17 protein-coding genes are annotated in these 16,025 nt (G+C 37.1%); 11 read left to right on the top strand and 6 right to left on the bottom strand.

Going from position 1 to position 16,025, the window contains the following annotated elements:
- Positions 1-43: 43 nt before the first annotated feature.
- Entirely contained in the window at positions 44-754 is a 711-nt protein-coding gene (crp, locus tag F981_RS10015) for a cAMP-activated global transcriptional regulator CRP (RefSeq protein WP_004721139.1), read from the bottom strand.
- 151 nt (positions 755-905) lie between these two features.
- Between crp and F981_RS10010 the strand changes: the two genes are divergently transcribed.
- On the top strand, positions 906-1,328 hold the full coding sequence (locus tag F981_RS10010; RefSeq protein WP_004721138.1) for an OsmC family protein: 423 nt from the start codon (positions 906-908) through the stop codon (positions 1,326-1,328).
- A 184-nt stretch (positions 1,329-1,512) separates the two neighbouring features.
- Here the strand turns inward: F981_RS10010 and F981_RS10005 are convergent, their stop codons facing one another.
- The gene (locus F981_RS10005) at positions 1,513-2,316 is read right to left on the bottom strand and encodes a peptidoglycan DD-metalloendopeptidase family protein (RefSeq protein WP_457911967.1); all 804 of its coding nucleotides are present in this window, start codon (positions 2,314-2,316) and stop codon (positions 1,513-1,515) included.
- Positions 2,317-2,613: 297 nt separating this feature from the next.
- Between F981_RS10005 and F981_RS10000 the strand changes: the two genes are divergently transcribed.
- From F981_RS10000 to F981_RS24185, 8 genes are all read left to right on the top strand, one after another.
- On the top strand, positions 2,614-3,057 hold the full coding sequence (locus F981_RS10000) for a PAAR domain-containing protein (RefSeq protein ID WP_004721136.1): 444 nt from the start codon (positions 2,614-2,616) through the stop codon (positions 3,055-3,057).
- On the top strand, positions 3,050-3,613 hold the full coding sequence (locus F981_RS09995) for a PAAR domain-containing protein (RefSeq protein ID WP_004721135.1): 564 nt from the start codon (positions 3,050-3,052) through the stop codon (positions 3,611-3,613). The genes F981_RS10000 and F981_RS09995 overlap by 8 nt, the downstream gene beginning before the upstream one ends.
- A 6-nt stretch (positions 3,614-3,619) precedes the next feature.
- A complete protein-coding gene (locus F981_RS09990; protein WP_004721134.1) occupies positions 3,620-4,246 on the top strand; it encodes a hypothetical protein in 627 nt (208 codons plus the stop codon).
- Between the two features lie 2 nt (positions 4,247-4,248).
- Positions 4,249-4,707 carry a hypothetical protein gene (locus F981_RS09985; protein WP_004721132.1) on the top strand — a complete coding sequence of 153 codons (459 nt, stop codon included), beginning with the start codon at positions 4,249-4,251 and terminating at the stop codon, positions 4,705-4,707.
- Positions 4,708-4,740: 33 nt separating this feature from the next.
- Positions 4,741-5,202: a hypothetical protein gene (locus tag F981_RS09980; RefSeq protein ID WP_004721130.1), complete on the top strand. Its 462-nt coding sequence runs from the start codon at positions 4,741-4,743 to the stop codon at positions 5,200-5,202.
- Between the two features lie 105 nt (positions 5,203-5,307).
- Positions 5,308-5,775 (top strand): hypothetical protein, encoded by a 468-nt coding sequence (locus F981_RS09975; RefSeq protein WP_004721128.1) that lies wholly within the window; start codon positions 5,308-5,310, stop codon positions 5,773-5,775.
- A 124-nt stretch (positions 5,776-5,899) separates the two neighbouring features.
- The gene (locus F981_RS24190; RefSeq protein ID WP_228129022.1) at positions 5,900-6,103 is read left to right on the top strand and encodes a hypothetical protein; all 204 of its coding nucleotides are present in this window, start codon (positions 5,900-5,902) and stop codon (positions 6,101-6,103) included.
- Positions 6,103-6,369, top strand: coding sequence for a hypothetical protein (locus tag F981_RS24185; RefSeq protein WP_004721123.1), 267 nt, complete (start codon positions 6,103-6,105; stop codon positions 6,367-6,369). The genes F981_RS24190 and F981_RS24185 overlap by 1 nt, the downstream gene beginning before the upstream one ends.
- A 325-nt stretch (positions 6,370-6,694) precedes the next feature.
- Here the strand turns inward: F981_RS24185 and F981_RS09960 are convergent, their stop codons facing one another.
- The 3 genes from F981_RS09960 to F981_RS09950 all read right to left on the bottom strand — a co-directional run bounded on the left by F981_RS09960 (position 6,695) and on the right by F981_RS09950 (position 10,268).
- On the bottom strand, positions 6,695-8,662 hold the full coding sequence (locus tag F981_RS09960; protein WP_004721121.1) for a family 2A encapsulin nanocompartment cargo protein cysteine desulfurase: 1,968 nt from the start codon (positions 8,660-8,662) through the stop codon (positions 6,695-6,697).
- Positions 8,637-9,569, bottom strand: a complete 933-nt coding sequence (locus F981_RS09955) for a family 2A encapsulin nanocompartment shell protein (RefSeq protein WP_004721119.1) — start codon at positions 9,567-9,569, stop codon at positions 8,637-8,639. The genes F981_RS09960 and F981_RS09955 overlap by 26 nt, the downstream gene beginning before the upstream one ends.
- A gap of 210 nt (positions 9,570-9,779) precedes the next feature.
- Complete coding sequence (locus F981_RS09950) at positions 9,780-10,268, bottom strand: rhodanese-like domain-containing protein (protein ID WP_004721117.1); 489 nt, start codon at positions 10,266-10,268, stop codon at positions 9,780-9,782.
- Positions 10,269-10,873: 605 nt separating this feature from the next.
- On the opposite strand from F981_RS09950, the gene epsC reads away from it, so the two are divergent.
- Positions 10,874-11,782: a serine O-acetyltransferase EpsC gene (epsC, locus tag F981_RS09945; protein WP_004820985.1), complete on the top strand. Its 909-nt coding sequence runs from the start codon at positions 10,874-10,876 to the stop codon at positions 11,780-11,782.
- A 60-nt stretch (positions 11,783-11,842) separates the two neighbouring features.
- Here the strand turns inward: epsC and F981_RS09940 are convergent, their stop codons facing one another.
- Complete coding sequence (locus tag F981_RS09940) at positions 11,843-12,988, bottom strand: hypothetical protein (RefSeq protein WP_004721113.1); 1,146 nt, start codon at positions 12,986-12,988, stop codon at positions 11,843-11,845.
- A gap of 266 nt (positions 12,989-13,254) precedes the next feature.
- Between F981_RS09940 and clpB the strand changes: the two genes are divergently transcribed.
- The gene (gene clpB / locus F981_RS09935) at positions 13,255-15,834 is read left to right on the top strand and encodes an ATP-dependent chaperone ClpB (RefSeq protein ID WP_004721111.1); all 2,580 of its coding nucleotides are present in this window, start codon (positions 13,255-13,257) and stop codon (positions 15,832-15,834) included.
- Positions 15,835-16,025 lie beyond the last annotated feature (191 nt).

Below are 16,025 nucleotides of genomic sequence, written 5' to 3'. Positions count from 1 at the left end.
ATAATTCTTTAAGGAATTAAATTCTCAAATTTGTTCTTAAGCTTTATTCATCATCTGTGCTTAGTTCGTCTTCAGAAAAATTAGATTCTTCCAAAGATACATCAAATATAAGGATGGCTTTACCGTCGGTTTCGATCATGCCTTGTTCTTCAAGTGTTTTTAGAACACGACCAACCATTTCACGGGAACAACCCACGATACGACCAATTTCTTGGCGAGTAATGCGGATTTGGCGGCCGTTTGGCAAGATCATCGCTTCAGGCTGTGCTGAAAGATCTATTAAACAACGTGCAATACGACCAGATACATCAATAAATGCAAGGTCAGTTACTTTGCGTGTTGTATTTTTTAAACGACGAACAAGTTGTGCAAATACGGCATAACTTAAGTCAGGATATTGTTTACTAATTTCGTGGAAATTGTCATATGAAATTTCAGCAATTTCACATACGTCACGGGTTCTTACTTCCGCAGTACGTTGTGGATTCTGCTCAAATAATCCCATTTCCCCAAAAAAGTCCCCAGGGTTCAAATATGCAACAACAATTTCACGTTCATCATCTTCACGTAAAATAATTGAAACTGAACCTTTTAAAATTAAATACAGTGATTTTGACTCTGAACCTGCATCAATAATCGTTGAGCGTTTTGGAAAACGATTGATGTGGGCTCTTTTGAGCAAAGCTTTGACTGACTCAGGTAGTTGACCAGGAGACAAAGCATCTGTACTAAGTTGTGCAAAATTAGAAGACATGCTTAAAAATTCCGAATTGGATAATAACTAGATCTGTTGATCTAAATTGAACTCGTCACGTAGAAGCAGTAGAGATGAAATTCCTTATCAACTCATTTTATGCTAGTGTACAGGTACCCCGTAAATTTATAGTTTTTTTTAGGTAGTTGCAATGCAAACTAGCGTTCATTGGTTAGAGAATGTTGCTTTCGAAGCAAAATCAGAAAGTGGTCATCAAATTGTAATGGATGGTTCTGCTGAATATGGTGGTGAAAACCGTGGACCACGTCCTATGGAACTCATATTAATGGGACTTGGTGGGTGTGCTTCATTCGATATTGTGACCATCTTAAAGAAATCTAGGCAAAATGTAACAAATGTTGTTTGTCAGCTCAAAGCGGATCGAGCAGACACGATTCCAGCTGTATTCACTAAGATACATTTACATTTTGTGGTGACAGGGCATGATGTAAAAGAGAAGCAAGTGGCTAAAGCTGTTGAATTATCAGCCGAAAAGTATTGCTCAGCAAGTAAAATGCTGTCCGATGGTGGTGTCGAAATCACCCATGATTTTGAAATTATTTCTGCAGAATAACTGACTTAATTAAAAAAAAGCCAATCAAAAGATTGGCTTTTTTTTAATGGGTTTTGACGTCTTAAGTCGGTGACTTATCTGGTCAAAATTAAAAAAAATAAATTATTACAAAATGTGTATTTATTCAAAAATAAGCATTTTTGAAACAACCGTTCAACGGATTCTTAGCATTTTTCTTGCTAAATTAAGGTGATAAAAATAATTGTGGGTCAACTCTGGCATTATTTAAGCTCATTCCCCAGTGTAGATGTGGACCTGTTACTCGCCCTGTTTTACCCACCAATCCCAATAATTCACCTTGTTTCAAGATTTGCCCTTTTTCTACATTTATTTTACTGAGGTGGCAAAACATACTGATCAGACCTTGTCCGTGATCGATCATGACGGTATTCCCATTAAAGAAATAATTACCTGTCGCAACCACCGTTCCCGCAGCTGGCGCAACAACTTTTTGTCCGATGGGGGCAGGGATATCTAAACCAGAATGTGGAGCACGCTCTTCACCATTAAAAAAGCGTTTACGACCAAATGAATTACTAAATTTTCCTGCTGTAGGTCTGATGAATTTTGGAAAGTCTTTCCATTGAGCAGGGCTAAAAGAGCTGTAAACACTATTTTGTTCTTTAGCTTCTTGGCTATAACGATCAAGTTGTTCTTGATTTGGATTGACATAATCCTGATTTTTTACATTGAGGCGCTGCTCAGCATATTTAAATGGCTTCACTTCAATATTAATTGGGCCTGTAGAGCTTTGTAATTGCAGTGTACCCAGTGGTACTGAAAGCGGAATACCAAAAACAATATGGTTTACTGAATTTTCACCATCCACGATCAAGACAGGTTTGTCTTGGTAAGTGACATTTAACACGGTTTTAGGAACAGGAATAACCGCTATGCCACCTGCACGACGTGAGTCTTGAGGTAAGGCAAAGGATTGAGTTGCTATAATTAAGCTAGATAATAGGAAATTTTTTTTGATTGAAGGCATAAATAACATACATGGTTTAATTTTTTGTAGTATCTCGCTTTTTGATTCAGATGCTCAAGCATGTGATTGTTAAATTATAAGACAAGAAAGATGTATGTGATTTACTTTATGCGATTGGTCATAAACTTATATAAGCGAGATAATCAGAACAGAAGCGCCATAAAAGACTGTCGTTAATTTGAGTAAATAAATTTAAATTATTAAATATAATTAACAATTCAATTAAATTTGTGTTAATAGTTGATTTTATGTTTTAATCGCTATGTTCTTCATTCAATAACAATAATTGGACTATGTATGACAAAACCTAATTTTTTACATGAATTACCAATTGAACAGTTAAAACAAATGTCTCAAGAAGACATAAAGCAAACAATAAAAGCAGAGCAGCTTTATTTTCGACATAGGCCGAAAAAGATCTATTACCTTGCGGTAAATGGGGCTAAAACCAAAAATGGTGGGTTAGTGAAAGCGAGTGCATTGGAAAGCCGAATTGGTGGAATGCCTATTGCTTTAGTCGGTGATGATGTCATTTATGCAGATGGGGAGATTTCTAAAATCATTTCAGGTGCTGGCAAGGGGTGCCTTATAAATGGTCAGTCCGTTGCATTGGTAGGAAGCCACTTAGAGAATGGTGATAAGATTGTCGATAGCCCTAATAACTCTGTAGCTATAAATATCTTTATCGGTGATAAGGCCCCTGAAGGCTTTTTGTGCCAAGAAGGTGTTAATCATGGCTAAAGGTTTTGCAATTCATAACTCTATGACAAATCATGGAGGTATCATTCAAGCAACACAACAACGAACCTCTCAAATGGGAAATCTATTTCTACGTGCTGGAGATGGTCACTTTTGCCCTAAGTGCAAATGTTGGTCTGAAATTATTAAAAGCCATGATCATATTATTATGGATGGCAAAGCTGTTGCTTATGTTGATGACTTATTGACTTGTGGAGCTAAAATTTTACCTAAACAAGATCATGTTGTTGGAACAAGCCAAGGTGAGAATTATAGACGTTCTTCAGGCTCAAAAGAACCTTTACAAAATAGCTTTATAGATAAAGTAATCTCAACAAATTTTGGTTTGCAACACCAATTGTTAGATAAAGCTACTCAGAAACCGTTAGTTGATTTTCCATACCAATTGAAACGTGCAAACGGTGAAGTTATTGATGGGAAAACTGATGAAGATGGAAATACAGTTCATATTGATTCAGGTGATCAAGAGGAACAGGTAGAGCTAATAATTTATGACCTTTCTAAACCAATGCCTCCACTAGATGATGACTTAGGGTAAAAAATTATGGCTGACGTTATTGTAACTGATAAGGGTATGTTTCCTAAGGATATTGAAGTTTGTAACTATTCCACTGTAACGTGTAATCCAGCGTTTAAAGTTGGTAATTACTACATTGCTGCACCTTACAATTTTTTCTTTGACGAAGATCATTGGCAAAGGCTCGAACGTACAAATAAAGTAGAGTTTCTATTGGCTTTACGTTTTGGTATGGAATATGACATAAACAAATTTGGTGATGGAATGATTAATAAGCTTTCCTTCAACACTATGATGTATGTAAAGTTTCAACAGTATGTACGGAAACACTCAATGCATGAAGCCAGTAAATTAGTTGCTCAATTTCAAAAACAAACCTTTTCAATCAGACTTAAAACAGGATTTAGTTTTTTTGATGTATTGGCAGTAATAGGAATTGCAAAAAATATTACTGTTCCAGAAACTATAGTACATCTTCGGCAATTGGCTGAAAATAATCATTGTCCTCTATATGTAAACAGATCCACATTTAAAAATATATTTAATGAAGATTATCATTCGGGAATGTTAAAACAGTTAACAGGAGATGGAACGTATAAGGGGGAAGGTTCTGTTGTAGACTTGAAGCAGTTTGACAATAATGGAAGTGGGTAATTATGAAATTTAAATTTTTAACTCTAATATTAATAGCACTGGTATCGATAGGATGTTCTGCTAATGAAATAACAAAAAAAGACATTCAAAAATACGTAGAAACAAGTGATGTATTTATCAATATTGATACACCTATTTATAGGTTAGCTGACACGACTAAGAAAAATGCGATGGCTGACGCAATTTATAAATCATCATTAGCTAAGCTTTATTTTTTAGAAAGTTATGAGAAAGAGCTATTCCCTATTTACAATCTCGAAGACAAGATGATGTCTGAAAACTTCTTTGGCTATTGTTGGATGGGAAAATTCATCAATGATTATAAATCCTTTGCACCCAAGCCTTCTTTAGTAGATGTTGAAACATTGCAATGGCTGAATAAAAAGCGCGCTATATGGGCTCAGCATATTAGTAAAAAATTTGGGAATGATACGTCCGTTAAAAATTACTGTCCCTACTAATATTTAATCCCAAGATATGATGAATAGAATAATATGATTTTTAGACAATTAACTCTCTTTGCTTTACTTCCTCTTATTACTTTAGGTTGTTCTGCAAATGAGTCGGAAGCAGACTTTGTACAAAATTATATTGAAACAAGTGAAGTGTTTATTAGCTACGATATTCCAGTATATCGAGCTGCTGATGTAACCAAAAAAAATGTGGTTTCTGATGCAATATATAAATCTTCATTAGCCAAACTGTTTTCAATGTATGCGTATGAACAACAATTTCCTGAAAAGTATGTTGTAGAAGACCATACGGATCCTAAGAATTTTTTTGGTTATTGTTGGATGGGGAAATTTGTGACAGATTACAAACCATTTGCTCCGAAACCCTCTTTAGCTGATGTTGAAGCATTGCAGTGGCTCGATAAAAAGCGCGCTATATGGAGCCAGCATATTAGTAAAAATTTTAGCAAGAATACATCCGTGAAAAATTACTGCCCTTACTAACAGGTACAGCCGACATATTTACTTTAAAGTTATGGGCAATATAATCTTGAAAATGATAAAAAATAGATCGATGAAAGTAATTATACTAACATAAGGAACTGGTAAATGTTGGATGCAAAAAAGATTATATTTATATGTTTTTTATTAATTTTTACAGGTTGTAGAAGTAATATATCTCCTAAAGAAGAAATTGGATTACAAATACCCTTAGCACCAATAATGATTGGTTATGATACTGTAGTTTATGCAAAAGCATTAAAACAAGAGCCATCTGATTTAACAAACAGTATTTACGATTCCTCAATATCCAAGGCAATGTTTTTTAAAAGAGTTTTATTTGATTCAGGTAAAGATGATCAATTTGAAAATGATATTGGAATTACACAAATTAACTCGTTATGTGTAATGGGGAAATTCATACTTTCTGATAAGTATAAAAATGAAGCCAATCTACAAGGAGAGGTTTATAAAGAGTTTTACGACTGGCTAGGCATGAAACAAAAAAAATGGGAAAAAATAGTTTTAAATGAAGATCCTAGAGTATTCGATCTTCCATGTCAAAATGTGAAATAAAGTTAATTATATTATAGAGTTTAAACCTAGATCTTTATTCTTTTCTAGATTGTGACTTAACGACTGAATGAACTTACAGGAAGGGGAGGCATTCCCCGCCTATTCGCTCCAAATAGGTATTAAAATGAAATTTAAAAGAATAATTTTTATTTGCTTTATCTCTGTTAGTTTAAGTGCTTGTTCTAATGCTACTGAATTAGGTAGTAAGGAATTAAAGCAATCATTTGAATCTTCAAGTGCTTATTTCTCTTTGGATACACCAATTTATAAGGTAATAGATAAAAAATCAAAAGTGAAGTATCTGATGCTATTTATGATTCAGCATTAATGAAAGTGTCTATTTTAAAAGCTTATGAAGAACAAAGTCTTTTCAATGGAAAAATAGAAAATGATGCATTGCCTAGCTTAATTTCCGACTATTGTTGGATAGGGAAGTTTGTATCTGATTATAGCAAGATTAGACCCACTACAAATCAGGAAGATTTAAAGACGCTTAAATGGCTGGAGGATAAGCGTATTAAATGGAAGGCTATCATTCAAAAGAATTATGCAGACCCACGATTTGTTAGCTCGAAAGATTACTGTCCTTACTAACAGGTACAGTTGATATATTTACTTTAAAGTTAAGAGTAACATCGCCTTAGAAATGATGCAAAAATAGGTTGATGAAAATAGTGGTAGATCAAACTGATTTAAACTAAATGGTGGCTTATTTTTTTGTTGTAGTGTAGCGTTTTATCGAATTTAGGGGGTGTTTTTAGCCATTGGATAAATTATGTACCCTATTCAAAAATAGATCATATAATCTTCACCTCGAAAAATCGCATGCCTAATTAATTAAGCATGTGATTATGATCGATCAATAAAGTCTTTGAAAACTAAAACTTAAAAACTAAGCTTTAAACGCTAAAGTTTAAAATTAGGATTTATAAGGTTTAGCACGGCGGAGTTGATGCAATACTGAAACCAATAAATCTATTTCCTCAGTGGTATTATAAAACGCAAGAGAAGGGCGTACCGTACGTTCAACACCGAAACGGCGTAAGATCGGTTGAGCACAATGATGCCCAGTACGCACAGCGATACCATATTGGTTGAGTACTTTCCCGACCTCTTCCGTTTCATAGCCTGCTAGTGTAAAAGACATCACACTGGCTTTATTTAATGCAGTACCTATCAGACGTAGACCAGAAACACTTTGTAGCGCATGTTGACCATATTCAAGCAAGTCATGTTCATAACGTGCAATGTTATGGATTCCAATACTTTCTACGTATTCTAGGGCAGCACCTAAGCCAACAGCATCTGCAATATTCCCCGTACCTGCTTCAAATTTATTTGGGGCAGGTTGATAGACCACATTCTCAAAAGTCACATCCTGAATCATATTTCCGCCGCCTTCCCATACAGGCATGCTATCAAGTAATTCAGACTTGGCATAAACAGCGCCAATACCCGTTGGGCCAAAAACTTTATGCCCAGAAAACACAAAGAAATCGGCATCTAAGGCAGTAACATTGGTGGGCATATGTGAAACAGACTGAGCACCATCAATCAAAACTCGCACACCTGCTGCATGCGCCAATGCAATAATTTCTTGAGTAGGCGTTACAGTACCCAAGGCATTAGAAACCTGTGTAATCGAAACCAGTTTGGTTCTAGGATTGAGCAATTTTACAAATTCCTCAATCTGAATCTGACCAGTATCATCTACAGGAATCACACGGAGTTTTGCACCAGTTTCTTTACTGAGTTGGTACCAAGGTACAATATTGGCATGATGCTCAAGATGGGACACAATGATTTCGTCTCCCGCTTGAATATTCTGTTTACCCCACGATTTTGCGATTAAATTAATACCTTCTGTTGTACCTCGAACAAAGACGATATTTTTTGCTGAAGCGGCCCCAATAAAGCGAGCAACAACATCACGTGCATGCTCATAAGCATCACTGGCACGTGCTGCAAGTTCATGTGCTGCACGGTGAATATTCGAATTTTCATGTTGATAGAAATATGAAATTCGATCGATGACCGCCTGAGGTTTATGGGTGGTGGCTGCATTATCCAACCAAACTAATTGCTTACCATTTACACGCTCTTGTAGGATGGGAAAATCCCGACGGATTTGCAAAATATCAATGGGTTGATAGTTCTGAGCATTCGCTGGTATTTGCACATCTGAATGCGGACGAACAGCTTCAATGGTGGGTGATTGAAGAAAATAATAACCAGACGCTGCTGTTGCAGGTTTGTCATTACGATCTTGTAATACACTTTTTAATTGCTGATCATCTGTCACATGATAATCATCAAACGCATATGGATTTTTAAGCACATCAGTTTGAGCCGCATTGGTATTGACTGTTTGGGCGCTGGTAACTTCAGGGTGAGGCAGATCCAAAAAGTAATAACTCGATTGAGCTTGATGTGGCGCAGTGGTTGTTAGGTTTGATGGTGCAGTCTGTTGTGTGATTTGTGTAGGATTCAAAGACAAATCTAGCTTTTGTCCGACAGCAAATGGATCAGGAGTATTTGCACCACCAACAATGGGCGAAGAAGATAGAATTCTACGCTCGGGATGGTCGGCGGTCGGTTCTACATAGTGATGTGTAGAATCCGGGTTTAAATTTGCCTGTTGCACAATGGCAGGTATGCGCCCAGACAATGCAGTAATCGGGTCTTTAGGCTGTGGTTGGTGACTAATACCTTGAGATCGTTGATCGGGTATATCAAAGTTAAAACCTTGTGGGTTTTGCTTGGGTAAAGCCGAAAAAAATTCAGCAGCCAATTGTGCAATGACAGATTCACTGATGGGTGCATCAGCAATATGATCAGAAGAAATATCTGGAGTAGATTGATTACTTGTAAGTTGTTGGATAGTCATGGTACTTGTCTACCTCCACATCTTCGAGCACAGCGAGTGCATCATCTGTCAACACAGCAAGAGAACAATATAAGGAGATTAAGTAAGAGGCGATTGCATTACGATTGATGCCCATAAAGCGTACAGATAGGCCAGGTGCCTGTTCACCAGCAAGACCTGGTTGGAATAAGCCAACAACACCTTGACGCTTTTCACCAACGCGTAACAAGATGATTTTGGTTTTGCCGTCTTCAACTGGAATTTTATTTGAAGGAATCAGTGGAATACCGCGCCAAGTGATGAACTGTGAACCAAATAGGCTTACAGTTGGTGGTGGAACACCACGACGAGTACATTCACGTCCAAAAGCTGCAATCGCATCGGGATGTGCTAAGAAGAAGCCTGGTTCTTTCCAAACTTTACGCAGTAAATCATCAAAATCATCTGGTGTGGGTGCACCCGTCAAAGTGGAAATACGTTGCTCATCTGCAACACTAGCCAATAAGCCGTATTCAGGATTATTGATCAATTCACTTTCTTGACGTTCTTTAATGGTTTCAATGGTTAAACGTAACTGTTCTTTGATTTGATCGTGTGGACTACTATATAAGTCAGAAACACGGGTATGAATATCCAGTACAGTGGAAACACCATTTAAAAAATATTCACGTGGATTAACTTCATAGTCGACAAAAGTTTGTGGAAGTGTTGCTTCATCACGTTGTGTACAAGCCACCTGAATGTCATCGGTATTGCTGACTTTGTTGACCCGATAAATACCTGCTTCAACAGGGGTCCATTGCAATAAATGTGTCAGCCAACGAGGTGTAATAGTTGAGAGTTGAGGTACTGTTTTTGTCGCATTGGCAAGTTGACGGGCTGCTTGATCATTTAGCGCTTGGCGTGTGACTTCTTGGTTCTTAGCCATGTTTTAATCCTTGGTGGTATTTGAAATTAATTATTGATTACTCATTTGATTTAAAAATGCTGTTTTTTATCATCTCCAATAAAGTAAGAATTTTGCTATTGGTGTTTAATTGTGACGGGTATTTATTGCATTAATTTGATTCTAATTAAGAGCGTCTTTAATCATTCTCAACTGCTTATAAAAATTCATAAAGGGAATAAAGCAAAAGCTTTATTCCTGACGCCAAGGTAAGTTGTGGAAACGCCATCCATTGAAAGAACCCCGATGATCATTTTCATCAAGGTCGCCTTCAAAGCCTTGTTCGATATTGTAAATATTTTCAAAACCCGCATTAAAAGCCACATTTGCAGCGGCTGCGGAACGTTTGCCACTACGACAAAGCAGTAGAATAATCTTGTCTTTTCCAATTTTAGTTTCAAGTTCTTTGGCAAAGCGTGGATTGCGGTTTAGAGCAGTTCCTGTTGCCCAAGGAATATGAATGGTATCTTCTACATAGCCCACAAACTTACGTTCTTCGTTGGTACGTACGTCGACAATCACCACATGACCCGCTTTAAACAAAGCCCATGCTTCATGAGGTAAAATCGTCCCTGTAAATTCTAAATAATGATCTTCTACACGTTGTTTTGCTTGTTCAAAGATGTTTTCAATTTGAGCCGTTGTTAATTCGGTAAAGTGTTGTTGATTTAAACTCGTCATTTCAGTTGCCTTTCTTCAAACTTAGAATTACATCTAAGTCTTGATGTATCAGATGTATTGATAACAACTATAATGATTTTCTATATTCTATAAATTAATAAAAATTGAATTGCTTATTCTTATTTTGAAATAAGGTTTAAATGATTTTTAAAGATATCTTTATACGAAGAATGTTTATCTACAAGATTGCTAATAAAATAGTATCAAGGGTCTGCTAGCATTTCATATTATAGTTTGCGTTGTAGGTTAAAATGAACATGAGGCGTATATGTCGTAACGCATGGGATAAGGAGCATAGCCAGCTTATTTCTGCGTTTTATAATGTAGGCTGAGATAATTTTAACGATAACCCAGAGTAAGAACAAAGCACTGCTTTGTTTGCAGTCTAAAGCGTAGTTGAGGGACTAGAGTGTTTTTTGCCGCTACTTCGTTACGAACAACTAATTTAGATGACTAAATTTCGTATTTCGTGCCTCGGATCGCCTAAAAAACACTCGTCGTCGCAAACATAAACGAATTGCCAACAGACCCTGTTTATTCAAAGTGAATAATAAAATTTCATGTTAAGCGCATGGATTGTGAAAGTCGTTTCAGTAGGTAAATATATGACCCAATGGAATATCCCCAATATTGTGGATGAGCTACAACAAGCTCGAAATGAATGGCGTACTCAACGTAAAAGCTTAAAAGACTTTGGCGGTAGGGAATTACCTTCAAAAGATGAAATTAAGAAAATTATGAATGATCTGTGTGGCATTTTGTTTCCAATGCGACTTGGACCACCTGACCTACGGCAACAAAGCGAAAATTTTTATATTGCACATGCACTTGAGAAAACTCTGCATTCATTATTGGAGCAAGTCAAACTCAATCTAACCTATGATTATAAATATAAAAAGCACAACGAAAATGCCGATGTGATTGAGGTATTGGCACAAAGTATCGTCAGTGAATTTGCGCAAAAATTACCAGATCTACGCCGTATTTTAGATACAGATGTTATTGCAGCCTACGATGGTGATCCAGCTGCGCGAAGTGTCGATGAGGTTTTATTGTGTTATCCGGGTATTTTGGCAATTATTTACCATCGTATTGCACATGAGTTTTATAAAAAAGACTTGTCACTGTTAGCACGTTTAATTGCTGAGATTGCACATTCAAAAACTGGCATAGATATACATCCGGGTGCACAAGTCGATCAAGGTTTCTTTATTGATCATGGTACTGGTGTGGTGATTGGTGAAACCTGTATTATTGGTAAAAATGTGCGGATTTACCAAGCCGTAACGCTTGGCGCCAAACGTTTTGAAATTGATGATTCTGGGCGCTTACAGAAAGAATATGCACGTCACCCAATCGTTGAAGACAATGTGGTGATCTATGCAGGTGCAACCATTCTTGGGCGTATTACCATTGGTCAAGGCGCTGTAATTGGTGGGAATGTATGGATTACTCAAAGTGTCGCAGCGAATAGTGCGGTTTCTCAAAGTTCTGCGACAAAGTCAGAAGTGTAAAGCTATTGAATACTTAATGAATAAAGTGGGTTAGAGTTTTTATTAGGTTAAAACACTTCATTAATAAAGTGGAATGATGTAGTAAGTCTGATCAGTGGAGATGATCAGTTTATTTCTACTTTGATATATCCAAGCAGAGTCAATGGGCAGCTTAAATTGTTTATTTTGCCCATGCTGTTTGATTTCGAATACATCATAACCAATCGGCGTAAACCAAAATACATAATGATTTCCTGAGCCCTTAACATCATCAATACTTTGATATTTTAGATATTTGGCATTTACAGGTGATGATTCCGCTGGTTTTTTGCATTCAGACAGCCCTATTTCATTTTCTAACTGTGGCAGAAATTGAGAAAAATCATGACCATAGATATAACTTTGTGGTGTTTTTAAGAGCTGTGTTTCGGGATCAACCATTAAATAGCATTCTGCTTGGTATTGCTGTAGATAAAGCTTTAACTGTTGAATAAGCTTTAAATTAAAAGGTTCGGCAGGTTGAACACGATAATCATCTGGTGAAAAATCACGCTTTGGCTCTTCAGGCCTGTCTCTAAAAATATCTTTGAAATTTTCGATTACAGATTGCTGTTGTTGTTTGAGTTCTTCTTGAGCTTCTGCGGCTTCTTTAGCAGAAATATATTGAGGATCAAAATAAACCGTAGTGCCATATTCTAAAACTTTCTTTTGATAGGTCTTTTCCTGTACCATTTTTTCTAAAATTGTCTGAGAAAATGCAGTATAAGAAAATGAAGTCATGGCCGTTAAATTTTGTGTCTGTGCATTGAACAAATAGGCTTGCATTGGATCATTCACACCAGATTGAAAGGTTTTAATAGTGATGAGAAAGTGATTGTGATTTAGCGCGAACATTTGATCGATAAATTGATTTGTTTGTGCAGCAATGGAATGAGGCTGAATCTGTTGATCGTGATTTAAATCGTAAGTACATATTTTAAAGTTTTTTACAGGTTTTTGTTTCACATCACTTTCAGGGCAACTGTAGATGATAAAATTTTCATTGATGGCTTTTCTATTTATATCATCAGACGTTTTAAACCATTTTAATTCTATGCCTGATATATTCGGTGTTAATTGCTGGATATGTTTGTGCGGAAATTCTTCACTATTTGGCGATTTGTAGCCACAGGCATACAGTGCAGATACTGCAATTAACACAGTTAATGATTTACCGAAAGTCAACATTGTTCTTATACTAAAATCTCTCAATACTCCTTACTCTAAAGCATATCGTTGAAAATACAAACGCTTAAAAAACTAATCCTCTATATTTTTCCATCAGCTTACTTGAAAAATAACGTTTCAGCACAGATATTAATACTGAAATCTATTTTAAGTGTTTTGGTAAGTTTTTGAAAAATATATAAATTAATTCATTATTGCTATTGAAATCGAAAAAAACGTTCCCATTTATTATTCAAGTACAAAATTTGTTGTGAGGAATAACAAGAATGCGATTTGAAAAATTTACGAACCGCCTGCAGCAAGCCTTATCTGATGCACAATCTCAGGCAATGGGTAATGATAATACCGCAATTGAGGGTATTCATATTCTTTCCGTTTTGTTGGAAGAACCATCCAATCTAAGTCTGTTGCAACAGTCAGGCGCCAATCTACCTGAGTTAAAAACAAAACTGCAAAAAGCTTTAGCTGATGCACCAAAAATTGGAACACCGACTGGGGATATCAATTTAAATCCAGAAGCTGTACGTGCGCTTAATTTGGCAGATAGTTTTGCTCAAAAAGCAGGAGATGAATTTTTATCTACCGACTGGGTGATCTTGGCACTTGCTGAAACAGGTGCAACCAAAACATTGTTAACCAGTGTAGGTGTAACAACCGACAAACTACGCAAAGCAATTGAAAATATTCGAGGTGGCGAACAAGTTATGGCAAATAACCATGAAGATCAGCGAGATTCACTCAATAAATATACTGTAGATTTAACGGCACGTGCTGCGGAAGGCAAACTCGATCCAGTGATTGGTCGTGATGAAGAAATCCGTCGTACCATTCAAGTGCTGTCACGTCGGACTAAAAATAATCCGGTATTGATTGGTGAACCAGGTGTAGGTAAAACAGCGATTGTTGAAGGTCTGGCACAGCGTATTATCAATGGTGAGGTGCCTGAAGGCTTAAAAGGTAAACGTGTTTTATCATTAGATTTAGGCTCGTTGCTGGCTGGTGCAAAATACCGTGGTGAGTTTGAAGAACGTTTAAAAGCAGTACTCAAAGATCTGGCTAAATTTGATGGTGAGATCATCCTGTTTATTGATGAGCTACATACGCTTGTCGGTGCGGGTAAAGGTGATGGTGCGATGGATGCAGGTAATATGTTAAAACCTGCATTGGCACGTGGTGAATTACGTTGTGTCGGTGCAACAACTCTGGATGAGTATCGTCAATTTATTGAAAAAGATGCAGCTTTGGAACGTCGTTTCCAAAAAGTTCTGGTGGATGAACCAAGTGTTGAAGACACCATTGCAATTTTACGTGGTCTAAAAGACAAATATGCAACGCATCATGGGGTGCAAATTCTCGATTCTGCCATTATAGCTGCTGCGAAAATGTCACATCGCTATATTACAGACCGTCAATTACCAGATAAGGCGATTGATTTGATTGATGAAGCAGCATCACGTATCAAAATGGAAATTGACTCAAAACCTGAGCCACTTGACCGTTTAGACCGCCGTTTAATCCAATTAAAAATGCAATTGGAAGCGGTGAAAAAAGATGCAGATTCAGTCAGTAAAGCTGAAGTTGAGCATTTGGAAAAACAAATTGCAGATGTTGAAAAAGAATATAGTGATTTGGAAGAAATTTGGATTGCAGAAAAGCGTCTAGTCGATGGTACAAATCAGGCGCAAATCGAACTTGATAAAGCACGTACTGCATTTGAAAAAGCGCAACGTGAAGGTGATTTGGCAGAAGCAAGTCGTTTGCAATATGGCGTGATTCCAGAGTTGCAAAAACGTTTGAATGAAGAAGAGGTTGCGGAAGTCAATGAAGAACCGAAACTGATTCGTACCAAAGTGACTGAAAATGAAATTGCAGAAGTGGTCAGTGCTGCAACCGGTATTCCTGTGTCAAAAATGCTACAAGGCGAGCGTGAGAAATTGCTTCATATGGAAGATTTCTTACATAACCGTGTGGTTGGGCAAGATGAAGCTGTGGTTGCTGTCTCAAATGCAGTTCGTCGTTCACGTGCGGGCTTATCTGATCCTAATCGTCCAAGTGGTTCGTTCTTATTCCTTGGACCAACAGGGGTGGGTAAAACCGAGTTAACCAAGGCTTTAGGTAACTTCTTATTTGACAGTGATGATGCAATTATCCGTATCGATATGTCAGAGTTTATGGAAAAGCATTCGGTGAGTCGCTTGGTGGGTGCACCTCCAGGTTATGTGGGTTATGAAGAAGGTGGTGTTTTAACTGAAGCAGTACGCCGCAAACCGTACAGTGTGGTGTTATTTGATGAAGTTGAAAAAGCCCATCCAGATGTATTCAACATCTTATTACAAGTGTTGGATGATGGTCGATTAACTGACTCACAAGGCCGCGTGATTGACTTTAAAAATACCGTGATTGTGATGACATCGAACTTAGGTTCAAGTGATGTACGTGAACTCGGTGAAGGTGCGAGTGATGAAGATGTTCGTTTAACGGTGATGAATGCCGTATCACAACATTTCCGTCCTGAGTTTATTAACCGTATCGATGAATTGGTGGTGTTCCACTCGTTGAAAAAATCACAAATTCGTGGCATTGCGGATATTCAATTGGATCGTTTACGTTCACGTTTATCTGAACGAGACATTGGATTGAAAGTCGATGATCAGGCCTTTGATATTCTGATTGATGCTGGTTTTGATCCTGTATATGGTGCGCGTCCACTTAAACGTGCAATTCAACAACAGGTTGAAAATCCATTGGCTCAGCAAATCCTTGCCGGTCAATTTACAGCAGGTGATACCATCTTAATCAGTGCTGAAAATGGTCAACTTGATTTTGGTAAATTAAAATTAAGTTAATTTATCCAACAGTATAACCGAAGCCAACTACCGCAAGGTGGTTGGCTTTTTTATTGGATAAGCATTTATATTTTTGCGTGTTATTTTGAATATAAGGTATGGCATTGCAAGCTTGAGGACTTTTAGCGTTCTACATACGTGTAAGCATTGGTGCAAGGGGGAAGTAATATTGATGGATAGCACTTGTGAAG

Source organism: Acinetobacter guillouiae CIP 63.46, from assembly GCF_000368145.1.
GTDB lineage: Bacteria > Pseudomonadota > Gammaproteobacteria > Pseudomonadales > Moraxellaceae > Acinetobacter > Acinetobacter guillouiae.
Note: the sequence above shows the minus strand (reverse complement) of the source record. Positions and strands in the feature narration are given on the sequence as shown.